Source organism: Microbacterium sp. PA5 (genome assembly GCF_049860775.1).
Classification (GTDB): Bacteria; Actinomycetota; Actinomycetes; order Actinomycetales; family Microbacteriaceae; genus Microbacterium.
Genome location: NZ_CP187567.1, coordinates 3164654 through 3183043, shown reverse-complemented (window position 1 = coordinate 3183043; position 18390 = coordinate 3164654). Strand labels below are relative to the sequence as shown.

Sequence of the window (18390 nt, the reverse complement as noted above, 5' to 3'; positions counted from 1 at the left end):
GTCAGCCGGCGTCGTGCGCGAGCCAGGCGGGGACCGCGAGCGTCGCGAAGGCGCCGCCCCGCAGCGGGACGGTGTGCCAGGCGGCCGTCACCGTGCCGTCGGCGGCCCGCCGCACGATGAGGCGGTGCGGCGAGGTCGGCACCACCACGTGGATGAGGGTGCCCTCGGCGTCGGCCGCGCCGCGCGCCGCCACGGCGACGTGCGTGCCGTCGTCCACGGGGGGTCCGACGACGACGGGCTCGCGCGACTCGGCCGGAACCGGAAGGTCGAGCACCGTGCGCGTCCAGCCGGAGTCGCCGACCGGGACCGTCTGCGCGGCGCCCCCCGTGATCGCCGGCGGCAGGGTCACCGTCCAGCCGTGAGGTGCCGCCACGACCTCCGTGCCGGTGGCGTCCGGCTGCCCGTCCGGCGCGGGCGCGAGGGCGGCGCGGGCGTCCCAGGCGTCGAGCGAGGACGGCGCGCCGGCGGCGGGCGCGGCGTCCGGGGCGTCGTCTTCCGCGGCATCGGCGACCTCGACGGCCTCCACGAACCGCCAGAACGCCCGCATCGTGCGCTGCGTCTCCAGCGTCGCGCCCTGGTACGCGATGACGAGCCCGTGCTCGGGGAGCACGACCGCGAACTGGCCGTAGGCGCCGTCGACCCGGAAGCCGTGGCGCCCCCGCCACACCTGATAGCCGTAGCCGTAGGTCCAGTCGTTCTCGGGATCGGCGGGCTGCGACGGGTCACGGGTGTCGGACCACGGCCGCGCCAGCTCGTCGACGTAGTCGGCCGGCACCACCTGCGCGCCGCCGAACCGTCCGCCGTCGGCGAGCAGCATGCCGATGCGTGCCAGATCGTGCACCGTCAGGTGGAACCCCGATGCGCCCTGCTCGATCCCGAACGCGGGCTTCATCCATCGCCGTCCGATGCCGAGCGGGTCGAGCAGCCGTGGCCGGAGGTAGTCCGTCAGCCGCTGGCCGGTGACCGCGGTGACGATGCACGACAGCGCGTAGGTGGCGTCCGAGTTGTAGGCGAAGGAGGTGCCCGGGGCGGCGGCCGGGGGCGTGGACAGCAGCGTGCGCACGTCGAAGTCGAACGTGTCGGCCTGCGCCTGGCTGTGGCCCGTGTTCATGGTGAGGAGGTGGCGGACGGTGATGCCGTGCGGGTCCGGCAGCCCGAGCAGCGCGCCCGCGGAGTCGTCGAGCGAGAGCAGTCCCTCGCTCCGGAGCAGTCCGATCGCCAGCGAGGTGAAGGTCTTCGACGCGGAGTACGACAGCGCCGGCCGGTCGGCCGACCAGGGCGCCCAGGAATGCTCGGCGAGGATCGTGCCCCCGCGTGCGATCGCGAGAGCGTGCGGGTCGAGACCCTCGGCCGAGAGGCTGTCGATCAGGACGCGGACGGCGGCGGCGGGAAGGCCGGGGGTCGCGGAGCTCATGCCTCCAGTCTGCCCTCCCGGCCCGAGCGGTCGGGCCAGGCGAGGTCCGGGGCAGCGGTCAGTGCGCGGCGTGCGGGGTCTCGCCGCCCTCGGTGAACGACGGGCGGCGTCCGAGCAGCTTCCCGATCCCGAGCACGACCCCCACGATCACGAGGCCCGCCGCGAACCCGGCGACGGCCGACAGGGCGGTGTCGCCCAGCCACACGACGAGACCGCCGAGCGGCTCCAGCGCGTGCTCGACGGCGTGCAGCACGTCGACGGGGAAATGCCAGCCGACCTCGCCCAGGTTCACGAGCAGCAGGTGCCCGCCGACCCAGAGCATCGCGACCGTGCCGACGATGCTGATGACCCGGAAGACCGCGGGCATCGACCGGACGATGCGCATGCCCGTGTGGCGCACGCGCGCCGACGGGTTCTTCGCCATCCGCAGGCCGATGTCGTCGATCTTCACGAGCAGCGCGACAGCGCCGTAGACGATGCCCGTCATGAGCAGGGCGATGAGCGCCAGCACCGCCAGGCGCATCCAGACGCCGAGATCGGGATCGATGTTCGAGAGCGAGATGAGCATGATCTCGGTCGAGAGGATGAGATCGGTGCGGATCGCTCCCGCCACCAGCCGCTTCTCGTCGCGGCCGCCCTCCTCTTCGTGGCCGTGGTGGAAGCCGAACCACTCCAGCACCTTCTCGGCGCCCTCGAAGCACAGGTACGCGCCGCCGATGATGAGGAGCCACGGGAGCACCCAGTCCGCGAACGCCGTCAGCAGCATGGCCGCCGGGATGATCAGCAGGAACTTGTTCGCCAGCGAGCCGAGCGCGATCTTGCCGACGACCGGCAGCTCGCGCGCGGGGGTGATGCCCTGCACGTACTGCGGGGTGACCGCGGCGTCGTCGATGACGACCCCCGCCGACTTCGCCGACGCTTTGAGCGCGGCGCTGAGGATGTCGTCGACGACGGCGAGCAGACCTACGGACACAGCGACCCCCGAATGGTGTTCCAGCGGAGCCAACTTACGGCACGTCGGGGCTCCCCGCGTATCCTCGTGGCGTGGACGACGTCGCCGAGCAGCCCCGCGCGGTGTCGGCGCGCGTGCTGACGGCGCCGGAGTGGGCGGAGCTCGAGCACGCGCATGCGGTGCGTGCCGACGCGCTCACCGCGGGGCGGCGCCATCGGGTGGCACGGGGCGAGACCCACCCCGTCGACGACTTCCTCTACACCTACTACAGCTACAAGCCGGGGCTGCTGCGCCGCTGGCACCCGGGAGCGGGGGTGCGCCTGCAGGATGCCGCGACCACCCCGCGGGCCTCCTGGCGCGGGTACCGGACCGACGGCGGCGACGTACTGGTCGACACCGCGGGGTTCGTCCGCGAGAAGGCGCTGATGCTCCGTGGCATCGCCGGGATCCTCCGGGCGACCGAGGGGCGCAAGGCGCAGTTCGGCTGCTTCGGCCTGCACGAGTGGGCGATGGTCTACCGTCAGGCCGAGCATCGTCATCCCGTGCCGCTGCGCCTGGGACGCGAGGGGACGGATGCGGTCGTGGACGCGCACCCGCTCGGCTGCTCCCATTTCGACGCGTTCCGCTTCTTCACCCCCGACGCCGTGCCGCGGAACCGCGAGGCCCTCACCCGCGCTCGCCAGGTGGACACCGAGCAGCCGGGATGCCTTCACGCCAACATGGACCTCTACAAGTGGGCGGTCAAGCTCGGACCGCTGGTGCCGGGGCGCCTGCTCCTCGACGCCTTCGAGCTCGCCCGTGACATCCGCACGCTCGACATGCGGGCCTCGCCGTACGACCTCGTCGGCTGGGGGTACGCGCCCGTGGCGATCGAGTCGGCCGAGGGCAAGGCCGAGTACGTCGCGCACCAGCGCGGCTTCGCCGAGCGTGCGGCCGGGATCCGCTCGGCGCTCCGCGGAATCGTCGAGGGCGCGCTCGCCGGCTGAGCCCGGACGGGTGAAAAGCACCGTCGACCCTTCCGCGACTCCGAATCGATTCGATAGACTCGAGGTCGCCGCGGTCGCGGCGCGCTCCCACCCCCTGATCTTCCCGAGAGCACTCGCATGGCCAGAACACTCACCACCGGCAGCCCGTGGCGCGTCATCCTCGCGTTCTCGGTGCCGCTGCTGATCGGCAACGTCGTCCAGCAGCTCTACCAGGTGGCCGACGCGATCGTCGTCGGCCGCTGGCTGGGCGTCGACGCCCTCGCGGCGGTCGGCGCGACCGGCAGCCTGCTCTTCCTGCTGCTCGGGTTCGCGTGGGGTCTCACCTCCGGATTCGCGATCCCGACGGCGCAGGCGTTCGGCGCGCAGGACCACGCGGCGGTGCGGCGCTCCGTGGCCGCCGGCGCCGTGCTGACCGGCATCACGAGCGTCATCCTCACCCTCTTCGCCCCGATGCTCGCCCGTCCGGGACTCGAGCTGCTCCAGACGCCGCCCGAGCTCATGGAGGACGCCGTCGTCTTCGCTCAGATCAGCTTCCTCGGCGCGAGCACGATGATGTTCTTCAACTTCCTCTCGGCGATCATCCGCGCCATCGGCGACTCGCGCACGCCGCTGCTGTTCCTCACGCTCGCGTGCGTGCTGAACGTCGGCCTCGTCGTGCTGATGGTCGGGCCCTGGGAATGGGGCGTCGCCGGCGCCGCGCTCGCCACCGTCCTGTCGCAGGCGGTCTCGGTGCTGCTGTGCCTCGAGTACGTGCGCCGGCGCGTGCCCGTGCTCCACGTGCGCCGGCACGACTGGCGCGTCACGCGGCGCGACCTCGCCGAGCACCTGCGGCTCGGCCTGCCGATGGGCTTCCAGGCCTCGATCATCGCGATCGGCACGCTCGCGGTGCAGGTGGCGCTCAACCGCCTCGGCGCGGCCGACGTCGCCGCGTACACGACGGCCTCCCGCGTCGACGGACTCGCCGTGGCGCTCCTCATGTCGCTCGGACTCGCGACCTCGATGTACGTGGCGCAGAACCACGGCGGAGGTCGCCCCGACCGCATCCGGCGCGGGGTCGTGCAGGCGACCTGGCTCGCGCTCGGCGCAGCGGTCGTCCTGGGCGCGCTGCTCATCGTGTTCGGCGCCGGCATCGTGCGGCTGTTCGTCGGCGAGGGGTCCGACGAGGTCGTCGACCTCGCCGCGCTCATGCTCGTCATCAACGGTGCGACGTACAGTGCGCTGGCGGTGCTGTTCATCCTGCGCGGCGCGCTCCAGGGGCTCGGGCACACCATGATCCCCACCGTCACCGGCGTCGTCGAGCTGTTCGCGCGGACGGGGGCGGCCGTGGTCCTGGGCGCGTTCTTCGGCTTCGTGGGCGTCGCCTGGAGCAACCCGCTCGCCTGGTTCGGGGCGGTCGTCATCCTCATCCCGGCCTATCTGCGCGCCCACCGGGAGCTCGGGCGGATGCCGGTCACGCCCGCCGTCCCGACGCCGACGTCGGCCATCCCCGTCGTCGGCCCGAGCGACGGCTCGATGGTCGTCGACGCGATCGTCACGCAGCCGATCGCCCTGCCGCAGCAGCCGTCGGCGACCCAGCGCGGGAACCTCGTGCGGATCCTCGCACGTCGGCGCCCGCGGAAGAGGAGCAGAATCAAGGGGTGACCACCTCCCTGCCCCAGCTGACCGAGATGCCCGATCCGCAGTACATCATGGTCGGCGAAGGGCATCGCATCGCGACCTACTCGTGGGGGGAGGACACCCTCCCGACCGTGGTGCTCGTGCACGGCTTCGCCTCGAGCACCCGTGACAACTGGGTGAGCACCGGCTGGGTGCGCGACCTGCAGCGCGCCGGGTACCGCGTGCTCGCGCTCGACCAGCGCGGACACGGCGCCAGCGACAAGCCCCACGAGTCGCGCGACTACCACCTGCGCCAGCTCGCCTCCGACGTGGAGGCGGTGCTCGACACCTACCTCGTCGACGAGGCCAGCTACGTCGGCTACTCCCTGGGCGCGCGCGTGGGCTGGGAGGTGCTGCAGGACATCGCGCCGCGCATCCCGCGAGCCGTGCTCGGCGGTGTGCCCGACGGCATCCCGCTCGCCCGGCTCGACCTCGACCAGGTGCGCGCGCTCGCCGAGCACGGCACCCCGGTCACCGACCCCGTCACCCAGAACTACGTGAAGCTCACCGAGCGGGTGCCCGGCAACGACCTGCAGGCTCTCCTGGCGATCGCCACGGGGCTGCGCGCGTCGAAGCAGGTCGATCCCGACCCCGCGCACGCCCCGCAGCAGCCCGTCCTGTTCGCCACGGGGTCGCTCGACGGCATCATCGAGGGCTCGAAGGCGCTCGCGGCCGCCTGTCCCGCCGGCCGGTTCCTCGAGATCCCCGACCGCCACCACTTCAACGCCCCCGGATCTCGGGTCTTCCGCGAGGCCGCCGTGGAGTTCCTCGCCGGCTGAGTGCACGACCGGGTGCGCGGGCGTCGGGACGATTCGGGACCGACCGGCAGCCTCGCGGTGGTGGTGTCCGCCACGGGCGACGCTCCGGGTCGCGCCGACACGTTCGGCCTCGCCTACCGGTTGGTTGTCGACGCATCACGCGAGTTGGACGCCGTCTTCGGGGCACCTCAACGGCGAGTGCGAAGTAGCGACGAGGGCAGATCGATAGGCAATCTCCGAGGCAGCCGCCGAGCGCCGTCATCCCAACGGTCCGGGCACGATCTGATCCAGTGGCCCAACCTCGCGCCAGATTCGGGGGATGGCTCTGGCTTGGCCCCAGGGCTCGATGGCATCCGAGTCTGTGGGATGGGGGTCTTCTCGCCGCAGAGACGTTGTCGTGCACTGTGCGCGCCGCTACGTTCGGGGCAGGCGAGACGGGAACGCCATTCGAACCAACTCCTGGGAGCACAACGCAGGAATTCAAGATTGGCGTGCAGACATGCTGCGAGTTCACCCACAAAACGCCGTAGGCGTACCTTCACGACGGCGCCGAGTCGTTTCGTTCACAATGCTGGCGACATTCATCGGTCTGATTGCGGCGTTCGGCGCTGGATCTCCAGCCACGGCGCAGGTGGCCACCAGCAAATACTCCGCATACGCCGTCCTCATCACCGCGCGCGGATGGGTCCAGCACCACACCGGGATACTTCCCCCGAGTCCGCGCCTACTGCAATACCGGCGACTGGGCCTGCCGGAGCCCCGTCACGGGTGCGTGGAGCAACGCCGCGCACAACGCGTATACGGGGAAGACGCAGGATGTCTTCAACTGGTTCATTTACCTCACTGATAACTTCAGCTGACCATGGCAGAGCGCACTGCACCCGACAGGTCCCGACGCAGAGCCGTCGCGGCGGTGGTGGCTGTCGCGGTCCTGCAGATCGTGACGGCGGTGGTGACCACGGTCGTCTGGATCTTCCGCACGATGTTCGCGGGCAACGCCTGCTCGCCCGCCTGCGACTGGGTCGGCGCAGACCGTGCAGGCATGGTGTACGCGACCTTCGTCGTCGCGAGTTTCGCGATCACCGCTGTGGCCCTGCTGATCGCGTGGCGCCGGGAGAAGGATCTGGCCTGGGTGCCGCTCATCGGCGTCGCGGTCACGGTCGGAGGGTTGATCCTGTCGCTGTGGCTGTTCGACCAGGCGATGAGCTGATCGAGTGGTCCAGCCGGGTGGCGGATTCGGAGGATGGCATCGGATTCGGAGCCAGGGCCCGCCGGCATCCGAATCCACGCGCACACTCCGAATCCGCGCAGCGCGAAACTGAGCGCCGACAGCCGGGCGCGGATCAGACGGTGACGACGATCTTGCCGCGCGTGTGGCCCTCTTCCAGCTGCGCGAACGCGGCGACGGCCTCGTCGAGCGGATAGGTCGCGGCGAGCTCCACGCGGAGGGCGCCGTCGGCCACGAGCTGGGCGAGCTCGCCGAGCTGCGCCGGATCGGGCCGCACCCACACGTACTCGCCGCCGAACTCGGTGCGCGCACGCGGGTCGGCGATCGACACGACGCGGCCGCCCGCCTTCAGGAGCGCTCCGGTGCTGTCGAGCGACGATCCGCCCGCGAAGTCCAGGATGACGTCGAAGCCCTCCGGAGCGAGCGCCGTCGCGGCGTCCACGAGTCCCTCGCCGTAGGCGATCGGCTCGGCGCCGAGGTCGCGCAGGTAGTCGTGGTTGCGCTCCGAGGCGGTGCCGACCACGCGGGCGCCGCGGAGGGAGGCGAGCTGCACGGCGAACGAGCCGACACCGCCGGCCGCGCCGTGGATCAGGACGGTCGAGCCGTCGCCGAGCCCGGACCGCTCGATCGACTGGAGGGCGGTCAGTCCCGTGAGGGGGAGGGCGGCGGCCTGCTCGAACGAGATGCCGTCGGGCTTGCGTGTGGCGGTGCGCACGGGCACCGGCATGAGCTCGGCGAGCGAGCCGTGCTGCACGACGTCGGCGCGGGCATAGGCGAGCACCTCGTCGCCGACGGCGAACTCCGGGGTGTCCAGTCCGGTCTTCTCCACGACGCCCGCGACGTCCCAGCCCGGGACCGCCGGGAGCGACGTGTCGATGAGGCCGCGGAGGTATCCCTCCCGCACCTTGTAGTCGACCGGGTTGATGCCCGCAGCGACGACGCGCACCACGAGGGTGTCGGGGCCGATGTGGGGTTCGGGGAGGTCGGTGAGCTCGAGGCGGTCGGAGCCGCCGAAGTCGCGATAGACGAGTGCCTTCATGCCGAGGCGCAACCGGCGCGCGGCCGTGAGCATTCCCCGTACCGTGGAGAGGTGATCAGACTCGCCACCATCGGCACCAGCACCATCACCGAGCGCTTCATCGAGGCGGTGTCGCGCGTCGAGGGCGTGCGCGTCGACGTCGTCTACTCCCGCGATCTCGCCCGTGGTCGGGCCTTCGCGCAGCGCCAGGGGGTGCCGGACGCCGTCGACGAGCTGACCGCGCTCGCCGGACGCGTCGACGCGGTCTACGTCGGCTCGCCGAACGGCGCCCACGCGGATCAGGCGCGCGCGGCGATCGAGGCCGGGCTGCACGTCTTCCTGGAGAAGCCCGCGACGCCCACGTCCGCCGAGTTCGCCGACCTGGTCGACGCGGCCGCTGCGCGGGGCGTCGTCGTGTTCGAGGGGATGCGCAACGCCTACGACCCGGGCCTCGTCGCGATGCGCGACCTGCTGCCGCGGGTGGGCGTCGTCCGCCGGGCGTCGTTCGCGCTCTGTCAGCGCTCGGCCCGCTACGACCTCGTGCTGCAGGGGGAGACCCCCAACATCTTCGATCCGGCGCTCGCGGGCGGCGCGCTCTTCGATCTCGGGGTCTACCCGCTGAGCGCCGCGATCGCGCTTTTCGGGGCTCCCGACGCCGTGACCGGAGCGACCGTCACGATCGCCACGGGCGCCGACGGCGCGGGCACCGCACTGCTCCTGTACCCGGGCTTCGTCGCCGACATCGGCTTCTCGAAGATCACCGCGTCGTCGCGGCCGAGCGAGATCCAGGGCGAGCTCGGCACGCTCACGATCGACCGGATCACCGACCCCCGCACCATCGTGTTCACGCCGCTCGGCGGCGAGCCCGAGGAGCACCGGATCGACGGCGACGACAACAACATGACGTACGAGGTCGCGCGCTTCGCCGAGCTCGTGCGCGGCGAGGACGACCCCACCGCCGACCAGCAGCGCACGCTGGCGGTGCTGCGCGCCGTGGAGGAGATCCGCGGCACCGGCTGATCCGGAGCCGGCTGATCCAGGGAAGCGGCAGACCCAGGGGTGAGCGGACTCCCGCCGTTCACCCGCGGTTCCCCCGCCGGTCACCGGCACCGCGCACGCTGGGCAGCGTGACGCGCGACTGCGCGCGCCGGGAGGAGATCGCCGTGACCGAAGACGCGTCCGCGCGGGTCACCGTCGCGATCATCCCCGCGCGGGGCGGGTCGAAGGGCGTCCCCCGCAAGAACGTCCTTCCCGTCGGCGGGGTGCCCCTCGTCGCGCGCGCCGTGTCGTCCGCGCGGGCGTCGCAGCGCGTCGACCTCGTGGTCGTCTCGACCGACGACGCCGAGATCGCCCGCGTGGCCGAGGACGCCGGTGCGCTCGTCATCGATCGGCCGGCCGAGATCGCCGGCGCGACGGCGAGCTCCGAGAGCGCGCTCCTGCACACCCTCGAGGTGCTCGAGAGCCGCGGCATCCGGGTGGCGACGGTGGTCTTCCTCCAGGCGACGTCGCCGTTCATCGACGCGCGCGGCATCGACGAGGCCGTCGCGATGGTCGACGGCGGCGGGTACGACGCCGCGTTCTCCGCCTTCGAGACCTACGGCTTCCTGTGGCGTCGTGACGCGGACGCGGATGCCGCGGCGATCAACCACGACGCCGCGCACCGGCCGCGCCGGCAGGACCGTGAGCCGCACTACCTCGAGACCGGTGCCTTCTACGCGTTCGACGCCGCGGGCTTCCGCCGCGCTCAGCACCGGTTCTTCGGCCGCGTGGGGATCGTCGAGGTGCCCGAGCTCTCGGCGGTGGAGATCGACGATCACGCCCAGCTCGCTCTCGCCCGGGCGATCGCGCCGCTCGTGGACGACGGATCGGAGCCCATCGACGTCGATGCCGTCGTCACCGACTTCGACGGCGTGCACACCGACGACACGGCCCTCATCGACGCGCACGGCGACGAGCGGGTGCGCGTGAGCCGCTCCGACGGCATGGGCGTCGCCCGGCTGCGGCGGGCCGGCATCCCGGTGCTCATCCTCTCGACCGAGACGCACCCGGTCGTCGGAGCGCGGGCGGCGAAGCTGCAGGTCGAGGTGCTGCAGTCGATCGACGACAAGGCGGCCGCGATCCGGCGCTGGGCGGGCGCGCGCGGCATCCCGCTGTCGCGCATCGCGTACCTCGGCAACGACGTCAACGACGTCCCGGCGATGGAGCTCGTCGGCTGGCCGATCGCGGTCGCCGACGCGCGACCCGAGGCGAGGGCGATCGCGCGGCGGGTGCTGAGCCGTCGCGGCGGCGAGGGCGCGGTGCGCGAGCTCGCGGAACTGGTGCTCGGCGGCTGAGCGCCGTCGCCCCGCCCCGCCGCGCTCGCACGACGACCGGGGGTGCCGATGCCGCGCCGATTCGACACCGCGGTGCGACTCCCGCGTCACCCGTGCGTGGCCGTCCGTTCACCTTGCGAGCGGACACTGGCGGCACGAGGGCGTCGGCAGGGCGCCGTCACGAGAGGACCACCACCATGACCGTCACCATCGGATCGCGGACGCTCGGCACCGGGCACCCCGCCTACGTCATCGCCGAGATCGGGCTGAATCACAACGGTGACGTCGAGATCGCGAAGCAGCTCATCGACGTCGCCAAGCGCGCCGGCGCCGACGCCGTCAAGTTCCAGAAGCGCACACCGGAGATCGCCACGCCGACGCACATGCGCGACGTGCCGCGCGAGACGCCCTGGGGCACGATGTCGTACCTCGAGTACCGCTACCGCGTCGAGTTCGGTCACGACGAGTACGTGCAGATCGGCGACTACGCCACCCTGTCGGGCCTCGACTGGTTCGCCTCGCCGTGGGACGTGCCGTCGGTCGACTTCCTCGAGGAGCACAACGTCGTCGCGCACAAGGTGGCGTCCGCGTCGCTGACCGACACCGACCTCCTCGAGGCGCTGCGCGCAACGGGCAAGCCGATCATCCTCTCGACGGGCATGTCGACGCTGGAGCAGATCGACCGCGCCGTCGAGATCCTCGGCCGCGAGAACCTCGTGCTCATGCACGCGACCTCGACGTACCCGATGGAGCCGGGCGAGGCGAACCTGCGCGTGATCCCCGCCCTCCGGGAGCGCTACGCGGGCGTGCCGGTCGGCTACTCGGGGCACGAGCGCGGCCTGCAGATCTCCCTCGCCGCCGTCGCCCTCGGTGCCGTGGCCGTGGAGCGGCACATCACGCTCGACCGCACCATGTGGGGCTCGGACCACTCGGCCTCGCTGGAGCCGGCCGGCCTCGAGCACCTCGTGCGCGACATCCGCGTGATCGAGGAGGCTCTCGGCGACGGCGTCAAGCGCGTCTTCCCGGGCGAGCTCGCCCCCATGGCGAAGCTGCGGCGCGTCCCGGCATGATCCCGGGCGCGACGCCGCCGCGCCTGCGCGTGGTCGCAGTCGCCGATGCGGACTCCTTCGTCAAGTGGGCCGCCGCGCTCCTGGACTCCATCGCGGAGGCCGACAGCAGCATCGCGCTCGTGCGCACCCCGCTCACGGTGAGCGCGGCGCAGGAGCAGTCCGCGCTCGACGGCACGCGTTTCACCTCCGACGACGTGACGCGGCTGCCGCTGGCCGCGCTCGCGGGATGGCTGAGCCGCGAGCGAGCCGACGTCGTCGTGATCGCCGGCAAGGGGCCGCTCGCCCGGCTCGTGATGCGCGAGGTCGACCGCGTGCATCCGCGCCCCGTGGTGGTCACGGGTCTTCCCGGGATCTCGATCCCCGCCCAGCGCGGGGCGGTCACCTACCGCCGCGAGACGGATCTGTTCCTCGTGCACTCCCACCGTGAGGAGCGGGCGTTCCGCGACCTGGCGACGCGCCTGAACGCGGACCTGCGATTCGGCCTGGCCAGCCTCCCGTTCGCCGCGCCCCGCCCGCCGGTGGTGGGGGGGACGGACCTCGTCTTCGCCGCGCAGGCGCTCGTCCCGCTCACGACCGCCGATCGCACGGTGGTGGCCGACATGCTCCGCGAGGCGGCCCTCGCCCGTCCCGACCGCCGCGTCGTCGTGAAGCTGCGCTCCCGCGCCGGCGAGAACGAGACGCACTACGACCGCGCGTCGTACGAGGGGCTGCTGCGCGACCGGCCGCAGAACCTCGTCTTCTCGTACCAGCCGATGCGGGCCGCGCTGGCTTCGGCCGAGGGGCTCGTCACCGTCAGCTCCACGGCCGCCGTCGAGGCGATCGCGGTCGGCGTTCCGGTGATCGCGCTCGACACCTTCGGCGTCAGCAAGGAGAACCTCAACACGGTGTTCCGCGGCTCGGGGCTCTTCGGCGACCGCGAGGCGGTCATCGCGCGGCGCTTCCGGCATCCCGCACCCGGCTGGCTCACCCAGAACTACTTCCACGACCCGGTCGATGCCACCTGGTGGCACGACGTCGCCGAGCTCGTGGCGCTGCGGCGCCGGGGGCTGCTGCCCGAGCGTCGCCAGCCCGCACGGCGCGGCGGTGCGCTGCGGGTGGCATGGGAGCGGAAGACCGTCCTCGGCCACGAGGACCGCTCGCTCGCCGGGATCGTGGCGCTGGCCGTCGGGGTGCCCCTGCGCGCCGTCCTCCTCGCCCGGCGCCGCCTCGCGGGGAACCGCGGCGCGTACTCCTGGGCCGACCCGACCACCGACATCACGGTCACCCCGGCCGTGCGGCAGGAGCCCCTGCTGCGCCGCCGTCCCGTCGGCGTCGACGGCTGAGCGTCTTCACGCGCCGGCGCGCACACCCGGTCGCGGCGACGCGTGCGATGATCGAGCCGTGGCCACCGGTCAGGACCTCGACACACTCGTCGCGCTGCGCCGGGTGCGCGACCGGATGGACCGCGAGTACGCGAGACCGCTCGACGTCGAGTCCCTCGCCCGGGGCGTGCACATGTCGGCCGGCCATCTGAGCCGCCAGTTCCGGCTCGCCTACGGGGAGTCGCCCTACGCGTACCTCATGACGCGTCGCATCGAGCGGGCGATGACACTGCTGCGCCGCGGCGATCTGTCCGTCACCGAGGTCTGCTTCGCGGTGGGATGCCAGTCGCTCGGCACCTTCAGCACGCGCTTCACCGAGCTGGTCGGGGTGCCCCCGAGCGTGTACCGCGAGCGCGGCGCCCCGTTCCGTCCGGGCATGCTGCCGTGCATCGCCAAGCAGGTCACCAGACCGATCAGGAATCGAGAAGCGCCGTCGGCGCCCCGGTCGTAACGTGTTGGCCATGGAGATCACGATCCACTCGAGCTTCCTGCCGCACACCGATCCCGAGGCGTCCCTCGCCTTCTACCGCGACGTGCTCGGCTTCGAGGTGCGCCTCGACGTCGGCTACGAGGACATGCGGTGGATCACCGTCGGTCCGGCCGGCCAGCCGTCCACGGCGATCGTCCTGCACCCGCCGGCGGTGGGGCACGAGGTGACCGACGAGGAGCGCGCCCTGCTGCTCGAGCTCATCGCGAAGGGCAGCTACTTCGGCGTGAACCTCGCCACCGACGATCTCGACGCCGCCTTCGCGCGCATCGAGGCGGCGGGCGCGGACATCGTGCAGGAGCCGATCGAGCAGGACTACGGCGTGAGGGACGCGGCGGTTCGCGACCCGGCGGGAAACCTCCTGCGCCTCCAGCAGACACCCCGGAAGGAGCACGGACATGAGTGAGAAGCGCGACACGAAGAGCGGCTTCAGCGACGAGGAGCGCGCCGCGATGCAGCAGCGCGCCGACGAGCTGCGGTCGACGAAGGGCCTGAAGGGCGCCGCGAAGCTGGCGAAGGAGCTCGAGGCGTGCGTGGCCGCGATCGACGCCCTCGAGGGCACTGATCGGGAGATCGGCGTGCGGCTGCACGCGATCGTCGCAGAGGAGGCGCCCGACCTCGCGCCGAAGACCTTCTACGGCTTCCCGGCCTACGCGCGCGACGGCAAGATCGTCGTGTTCTACCAGCCGGCGTCCAAGTTCCAGACGCGGTACGGCACGGTCTCGTTCGACGAGGCCGCCCACCTGGACGACGGTGAGATGTGGGCCGTGTCCTACGCGCTGCTGGAGATGACCGACGCGGCGGAGAAGCGGATCCGCGAGCTCGTGCGGAAGGCCGTCGGCTGAGCTCGCGCCGCTAGTCGGCGGTGACCGAGGCGGGATCGACCCGCAGGATGCGGTCGTCGCCCTCGCGCGGGTCGCCGCGGCCGTCGGTGTTGTTCGTCAGGAACCAGACGGCGCCGTCGGGTCCGATCGCGACATCGCGCAGCCGGCCGAGCTCTCCGGCGTAGTACTCCCTCTGCACCCCCGGGTCGGCCGTCGAGACCGCGCGCAGCACCTCGCCGCGCAGGTTCGCGATGAGCAGCGTGTCTCCGGCGAGGGCGATGCCGCTCGGGCTCGCGTCCTCGGTGGGCCAGGTGGCGATCGGATCGATGAAGCCGCGTCCCTCGCCGCCGGTGCCCTCCACCAGCGGCCAGCCGTAGTTGCCGCCGGGCTCGATCACGTTGAGCTCGTCCCACGCGTTCTGACCGAACTCGCTGGCGTACAGGGTGCCGTCGGCGTCCCACACGAGACCCTGCACGTTGCGGTGACCCAGGCTGTACACCGGCGAGCCCGGGGTGGGGTTGTCGGCGGGCACCGACCCGTCGGCCTCGACCCGCAGGATCTTCCCCCGCCGCACGTCCGGGTCCTGTGCCGCCGAGGGGTTGCGGGCGTCGCCGACCGGGACGTAGAGCTTGCCGTCGGGACCGAAGGCGATCCGCCCGGCGTTGTGGACCGGTGAGTACGGGAGCTCTTCGAGGATGGTCGTGCGCTCCCCGAGAGCGAGCGAGCCGGCCGTCCCGCGCAGGTCGTAGCGCACGACGCGGTTGCCGTCGTCGGCCGTGAAGTACACGAACAGGTCGCCCTCGTGCACGGCGAGACCGAGCAGGCCGCCCTCGGTGCCGTGGTTCACCCCGGCGACGACGCCGACCTCGCGCGCGTCGCCTTCGGCGTCGAGCTCCAGGATGCGTCCGGTGTCGCGTTCGCTCACGAGCGGGGTGCCGTCGGCGGTCCACGCGATCGACCACGGCGCGTCCAGGCCGCTCGCGAACGTCTCGGCCTCCTCCGGGAGCGCAACCGGCGACGCGGTGGGCGTGGGCGTCGGCGACGCGCTGGCCGGCGCGGGGCTGGCGGAGGCCGGGCTGGTCGGCGCGGGCGAGCTCGGCTCCGCCCCGCACCCGCTCAGCAGGAGGGCGCCCGCCAGCAGCGCCGTCGTGGTGGTGGCCGGCCCGGCATCCGCTCGCCTCATGACCCCACGGTAACCGCAACTAGACTGGAACGGTCCCGCGTCCGCCGACCTGATGAGCTCCACCGTGTCCGCAAGCCCCACCCGCACCTTCGAAGTGCGTCACGTGCAGCTCGCGCGCGCCCTGTTCGCGGCGATGGCGGCCCTCATGGTCACCTTCTCGCCCGATCATTCGGCCGAGGTCGGGCTCGCGGTGTTCAGCGGATGGGCGATCGCGACGGCCCTGGTGCTCCTGCTCTCGGTCTGGCTGGTCCATCCCGCCGGAGAGCGCGCGGCCGCGATCGCGATCGGCGTGCCCACGCTCGTCGCCGGCATGGTCGCCGGTCTCCCCGGCCTCCGCTCCACGACCCTCTTCTTCGTGCTCGTGATCGCGTGGGCCCTCCTCACCGGCTTCCTCGAACTGCTGATCGGCATCCGCCGACGCGCCACGGACGAGTACGCGCGGGACGCCATCCTCATCGGCGCGCTGACCCTCGCGCTCGGCGTGGGGCTGCTGCTGGTGAACCCCGCCTACAGCCTCGAGTACTTCATCACCGAGGCGCGGCAGAGCTTCGTCCTCACGGGCATCACGATCGGCGTCGGCCTGTTCGGCGGGTACGCCGCGGTCATCGCGGTCTTCCTCGGCATCGCGGGCTTCTCGCCGCGGCGCGAGAGCGGACCCGCCGAGGTCGCGGCCGCGCCCCCGGGCACCGACGCGGCAGGAGAGCACGCATGACAGATCCGCGACCGAGCCGGCGCGAGCTCATGAAGCCCGCGCAGCTGATCGGCCTCGCCTTCGCCGCGGCGCTGTTCGGCGGGGTGATCACCCTCATGTCGATGGGAGTCCTGCAGGAGCCGCGCCCCGTGCCCCCGGGCGAGATGCACCCTCATCTGAAGGCCTGGGTCGTGGCGGGCGTGGTCGCGGGGATCGTCTTCATCGTCACGCTCGTGACGATCGCGCTGCTGCTGCTGGCGGTCGACCCGGCGCAGCTGACCAAGCAGATCGACCGGCCGGTCCTGCTCCCCGACGAGGAGCCGGCGTCCGGACCGGGTGCTTCCGCCGCCGGCGACGGCGCCGCCCGCGGGGTCGATCCCGGAGCCGACCCGCCGCAGCGCTAGCCGACGCGATCAGCGTGGCGTCGGCGGATCGCCGGTCGCGGCCGTGTCAGCCGAGCTCGTCGACGAGACGGTCGGCGAGGCCCGTGTAGGTCGCGGGCGTCAACGCGAGGAGCCGCTCCTTCGCCTCGTCGCCGACGTCGAGGCCGCGCACGAACTCGGCGAGCTCGGCGCCGCCGACGCGACGTCCGCGGGTGAGCTCCTTGAGCAGCGCGTACGGGTCGGTGATCTGCGAGCGACCGGCGACGATCTCGGCGCGGACGACGGTCTGGATCGCCTCGGCGAGCACCTCCCAGTTGGCGTCGAGGTCGGCCAGCAGCACATCCCGCGAGAGCGAGATCTCGGTGAGCCCGCGCTGGAGGTTGTCGAGGGCGAGCAGGGAGTGCCCGAAGGCGACGCCGATGTTGCGCTGGGTCGTCGAGTCGGTGAGGTCGCGCTGCATGCGCGAGGTGACGAGGGTCGAGGCCAGCGTCGTGAACAGCCCGCCCGCGATCTCGAGGTTCGCCTCGGCGTTCTCGAACCGGATGGGGTTGATCTTGTGCGGCATGGTCGACGACCCGGTCGCGCCCGCCACGGGGATCTGCGCGAAGAAGCCCATCGCGATGTAGGTCCAGATGTCGGTGGCGAGGTTGTGGAGGATGCCGCCCGCGTGCCGGACGCGGTCGTAGAGCTCGACCTGCCAGTCGTGCGACTCGATCTGGGTGGTCAGCACGTTGAAGTCGATGCCGAGGCCCTCGATGAACGAGCGCGACAGCGCGGGCCAGTCCACGTCGGGCGCCGCGGAGAGGTGCGCCGACCAGGTGCCGGTCGCGCCGGAGAACTTCGCCAGGTACTCGCCGCCCTCGATCTGGGCCGCGACGCGCTCGAGGCGCCACGCGAACACGGCGAGCTCCTTGCCCATCGTCGACGGCGTCGCGGGCTGCCCGTGCGTGCGGGACAGCATGGCGGCGTCGCGGTGCTCACGGGCCAGCTCGCCGAGCGCGGCGATCACGGCGCGGAGCTTCGGCAGCCAGACCTGCTCGACCGCGCGCTTGACGGTCAGGGCGTAGGAGGCGGAGTTGATGTCCTCGCTCGTGCAGGCGAAATGCGCGAGCTCGGCGACGCCGTCGAGGCCGAGCGATGCCAACCGGTCCCGCACGAGGTATTCGACGGCCTTCACGTCGTGACGCGTGACGGCCTCCTTCTCGGCGAGCCAGTCGATCTCGGCCTGCCCGAAGTCGCGGTAGAGGCCGCGCAGGGCCTCCTTGTCGGCGTCGGTCAGCGGCGACGAGCCGAACAGCGAGCGGTCGGTCAGCGCGATGATCCACTCGACCTCCACCTCGACCCGCGCACGATTCAGGCCGGCCTCCGAGAGGAAGTCGCCGAGACCCGACACGGCGGCGCGGTAGCGCCCGTCGAGGGGGCTCAGGGGCTGAGGCGGCAGAGAGGACGCAGAAGTCACAGGAACAGCTCCGATCGGGGAAGAACGGGCGCTCAGGACGTCGGGCGGATAGCGGGCTCGAGCTGCCGGAAGAGCGCCCGGCTCGCACTCTCGATCATACCGAGCACCTCGTCGAACATCGCAGGGCCCGCGTAGTAGGGGTCGGGCACGTCGAGGTTGCCGTCGGCAGACGGGTCGAACGAGAGCAGGAGCGCGAGCTTGTCGGTGTCGGCGGGCGTGCGCGCCCACCCCGCGAGGATGCGCTCGTGGGAGCGGTCGAGGGCGACGATGAGGTCGTGGCGGTCGAAGTCGCCGAGGGTGAACTGCCGGGCCCGGTGTCGCGAGCCGTCGTACCCGCGGCCGGTCAGCGCCGCGAGCGTGCGGCTGTCGGCGCGCTCGCCGACGTGCCAGTCGCCCGTGCCCGCGCTCGTGGACACGACGCGATCGCCCAGACCCGCCTGATCGGCGAACCAGCGGAACACGACCTCGGCCATCGGCGAGCGGCAGATGTTCCCGGTGCAGACGAACACCACCCGGAAGGGGTCGTCACGCGTAGCCACCTCCCTATTGTGGGGGAGCCGGCGACTCCTGCACAGGGCGCGGCGCCGGACGGGTGTCCACGATGAGGT

Annotated in this window: 19 protein-coding genes; 13 read left to right on the top strand and 6 right to left on the bottom strand. The window is 72.2% G+C overall.

Translation table 11 applies throughout. The features are described from left to right. Position 1 precedes the first annotated feature (1 nt). A complete protein-coding gene (locus ACPWUT_RS15025) occupies positions 2 to 1414 on the bottom strand; it encodes a serine hydrolase domain-containing protein (RefSeq protein ID WP_425839171.1) in 1413 nt (470 codons plus the stop codon). Between the two features lie 58 nt (positions 1415 to 1472). After that, on the bottom strand, positions 1473 to 2387 hold the full coding sequence (locus ACPWUT_RS15020; protein ID WP_425839168.1) for a DUF808 domain-containing protein: 915 nt from the start codon (positions 2385 to 2387) through the stop codon (positions 1473 to 1475). Positions 2388 to 2458: 71 nt separating this feature from the next. Between ACPWUT_RS15020 and ACPWUT_RS15015 the strand changes: the two genes are divergently transcribed. The 4 genes from ACPWUT_RS15015 to ACPWUT_RS15000 all read left to right on the top strand — a co-directional run bounded on the left by ACPWUT_RS15015 (position 2459) and on the right by ACPWUT_RS15000 (position 6976). Beyond that, positions 2459 to 3352 carry a 3-methyladenine DNA glycosylase gene (locus ACPWUT_RS15015; protein ID WP_425839165.1) on the top strand — a complete coding sequence of 298 codons (894 nt, stop codon included), beginning with the start codon at positions 2459 to 2461 and terminating at the stop codon, positions 3350 to 3352. A 117-nt stretch (positions 3353 to 3469) separates the two neighbouring features. Then, positions 3470 to 4993 carry an MATE family efflux transporter gene (locus tag ACPWUT_RS15010; RefSeq protein ID WP_425839162.1) on the top strand — a complete coding sequence of 508 codons (1524 nt, stop codon included), beginning with the start codon at positions 3470 to 3472 and terminating at the stop codon, positions 4991 to 4993. Then, positions 4990 to 5787, top strand: a complete 798-nt coding sequence (locus ACPWUT_RS15005) for an alpha/beta fold hydrolase (RefSeq protein WP_284528383.1) — start codon at positions 4990 to 4992, stop codon at positions 5785 to 5787. Before ACPWUT_RS15010 ends, ACPWUT_RS15005 begins: the two co-directional genes overlap by 4 nt. Positions 5788 to 6628: 841 nt before the next feature. Beyond that, positions 6629 to 6976, top strand: a complete 348-nt coding sequence (locus ACPWUT_RS15000) for a hypothetical protein (protein WP_425839158.1) — start codon at positions 6629 to 6631, stop codon at positions 6974 to 6976. Positions 6977 to 7109: 133 nt separating this feature from the next. Here ACPWUT_RS15000 and ACPWUT_RS14995 read toward each other — a convergent pair whose 3' ends face one another. Beyond that, the gene (locus tag ACPWUT_RS14995; RefSeq protein ID WP_284528381.1) at positions 7110 to 8033 is read right to left on the bottom strand and encodes an NADP-dependent oxidoreductase; all 924 of its coding nucleotides are present in this window, start codon (positions 8031 to 8033) and stop codon (positions 7110 to 7112) included. Between the two features lie 51 nt (positions 8034 to 8084). Between ACPWUT_RS14995 and ACPWUT_RS14990 the strand changes: the two genes are divergently transcribed. The 7 genes from ACPWUT_RS14990 (at position 8085) to ACPWUT_RS14960 (ending at position 14087) form a co-directional block, all read left to right on the top strand. Then, positions 8085 to 9032: a Gfo/Idh/MocA family protein gene (locus ACPWUT_RS14990; RefSeq protein ID WP_425839155.1), complete on the top strand. Its 948-nt coding sequence runs from the start codon at positions 8085 to 8087 to the stop codon at positions 9030 to 9032. A gap of 143 nt (positions 9033 to 9175) precedes the next feature. Further along, positions 9176 to 10345: a cytidylyltransferase domain-containing protein gene (locus ACPWUT_RS14985; protein ID WP_425839152.1), complete on the top strand. Its 1170-nt coding sequence runs from the start codon at positions 9176 to 9178 to the stop codon at positions 10343 to 10345. Between the two features lie 176 nt (positions 10346 to 10521). Beyond that, complete coding sequence (locus ACPWUT_RS14980; protein WP_284528379.1) at positions 10522 to 11394, top strand: N-acetylneuraminate synthase family protein; 873 nt, start codon at positions 10522 to 10524, stop codon at positions 11392 to 11394. Continuing rightward, a complete protein-coding gene (locus ACPWUT_RS14975) occupies positions 11391 to 12716 on the top strand; it encodes a DUF6716 putative glycosyltransferase (protein WP_284528378.1) in 1326 nt (441 codons plus the stop codon). Before ACPWUT_RS14980 ends, ACPWUT_RS14975 begins: the two co-directional genes overlap by 4 nt. Positions 12717 to 12831: 115 nt before the next feature. Then, positions 12832 to 13206: a helix-turn-helix transcriptional regulator gene (locus ACPWUT_RS14970; protein WP_425842314.1), complete on the top strand. Its 375-nt coding sequence runs from the start codon at positions 12832 to 12834 to the stop codon at positions 13204 to 13206. Between the two features lie 10 nt (positions 13207 to 13216). Next, on the top strand, positions 13217 to 13648 hold the full coding sequence (locus tag ACPWUT_RS14965; protein WP_425839149.1) for a VOC family protein: 432 nt from the start codon (positions 13217 to 13219) through the stop codon (positions 13646 to 13648). Then, positions 13641 to 14087: an iron chaperone gene (locus tag ACPWUT_RS14960; RefSeq protein WP_284528376.1), complete on the top strand. Its 447-nt coding sequence runs from the start codon at positions 13641 to 13643 to the stop codon at positions 14085 to 14087. Before ACPWUT_RS14965 ends, ACPWUT_RS14960 begins: the two co-directional genes overlap by 8 nt. A gap of 10 nt (positions 14088 to 14097) precedes the next feature. Here ACPWUT_RS14960 and ACPWUT_RS14955 read toward each other — a convergent pair whose 3' ends face one another. Next, positions 14098 to 15249 (bottom strand): PQQ-dependent sugar dehydrogenase, encoded by a 1152-nt coding sequence (locus ACPWUT_RS14955; RefSeq protein WP_425839146.1) that lies wholly within the window; start codon positions 15247 to 15249, stop codon positions 14098 to 14100. 64 nt (positions 15250 to 15313) lie between these two features. Here ACPWUT_RS14955 and ACPWUT_RS14950 point away from each other — a divergent pair, with 64 nt between their 5' ends. Beyond that, entirely contained in the window at positions 15314 to 15961 is a 648-nt protein-coding gene (locus tag ACPWUT_RS14950) for an acyl-CoA synthetase (protein WP_425839143.1), read from the top strand. Then, positions 15958 to 16344, top strand: coding sequence for a hypothetical protein (locus ACPWUT_RS14945; RefSeq protein ID WP_284528373.1), 387 nt, complete (start codon positions 15958 to 15960; stop codon positions 16342 to 16344). The genes ACPWUT_RS14950 and ACPWUT_RS14945 overlap by 4 nt, the downstream gene beginning before the upstream one ends. Before the next feature lie 46 nt (positions 16345 to 16390). On the opposite strand, the gene purB is transcribed toward ACPWUT_RS14945, so the two are convergent. Further along, positions 16391 to 17782 carry an adenylosuccinate lyase gene (gene purB / locus ACPWUT_RS14940; protein WP_425839140.1) on the bottom strand — a complete coding sequence of 464 codons (1392 nt, stop codon included), beginning with the start codon at positions 17780 to 17782 and terminating at the stop codon, positions 16391 to 16393. A gap of 32 nt (positions 17783 to 17814) precedes the next feature. Continuing rightward, on the bottom strand, positions 17815 to 18294 hold the full coding sequence (locus tag ACPWUT_RS14935; RefSeq protein ID WP_284528803.1) for a low molecular weight protein-tyrosine-phosphatase: 480 nt from the start codon (positions 18292 to 18294) through the stop codon (positions 17815 to 17817). Between the last annotated feature and the right edge of the window lie 96 nt (positions 18295 to 18390).

Bases quoted from the DNA above. Each gene is read 5' to 3' on its own strand.
- ACPWUT_RS15000 (WP_425839158.1), top strand. From the start codon at position 6,629: ATGGCAGAGCGCACTGCACCCGACAGGTCCCGACGCAGAGCCGTCGCG.
- ACPWUT_RS14975 (WP_284528378.1), top strand. From the start codon at position 11,391: ATGATCCCGGGCGCGACGCCGCCGCGCCTGCGCGTGGTCGCAGTCGCC.
- ACPWUT_RS15010 (WP_425839162.1), top strand. From the start codon at position 3,470: ATGGCCAGAACACTCACCACCGGCAGCCCGTGGCGCGTCATCCTCGCG.
- ACPWUT_RS14945 (WP_284528373.1), top strand. From the start codon at position 15,958: ATGACAGATCCGCGACCGAGCCGGCGCGAGCTCATGAAGCCCGCGCAG.
- ACPWUT_RS14955 (WP_425839146.1), bottom strand. From the start codon at position 15,249: ATGAGGCGAGCGGATGCCGGGCCGGCCACCACCACGACGGCGCTGCTG.
- ACPWUT_RS14965 (WP_425839149.1), top strand. From the start codon at position 13,217: ATGGAGATCACGATCCACTCGAGCTTCCTGCCGCACACCGATCCCGAG.
- ACPWUT_RS15025 (WP_425839171.1), bottom strand. From the start codon at position 1,414: ATGAGCTCCGCGACCCCCGGCCTTCCCGCCGCCGCCGTCCGCGTCCTG.
- ACPWUT_RS14970 (WP_425842314.1), top strand. From the start codon at position 12,832: ATGGACCGCGAGTACGCGAGACCGCTCGACGTCGAGTCCCTCGCCCGG.
- ACPWUT_RS14960 (WP_284528376.1), top strand. From the start codon at position 13,641: ATGAGTGAGAAGCGCGACACGAAGAGCGGCTTCAGCGACGAGGAGCGC.
- ACPWUT_RS14995 (WP_284528381.1), bottom strand. From the start codon at position 8,033: ATGAAGGCACTCGTCTATCGCGACTTCGGCGGCTCCGACCGCCTCGAG.
- ACPWUT_RS14980 (WP_284528379.1), top strand. From the start codon at position 10,522: ATGACCGTCACCATCGGATCGCGGACGCTCGGCACCGGGCACCCCGCC.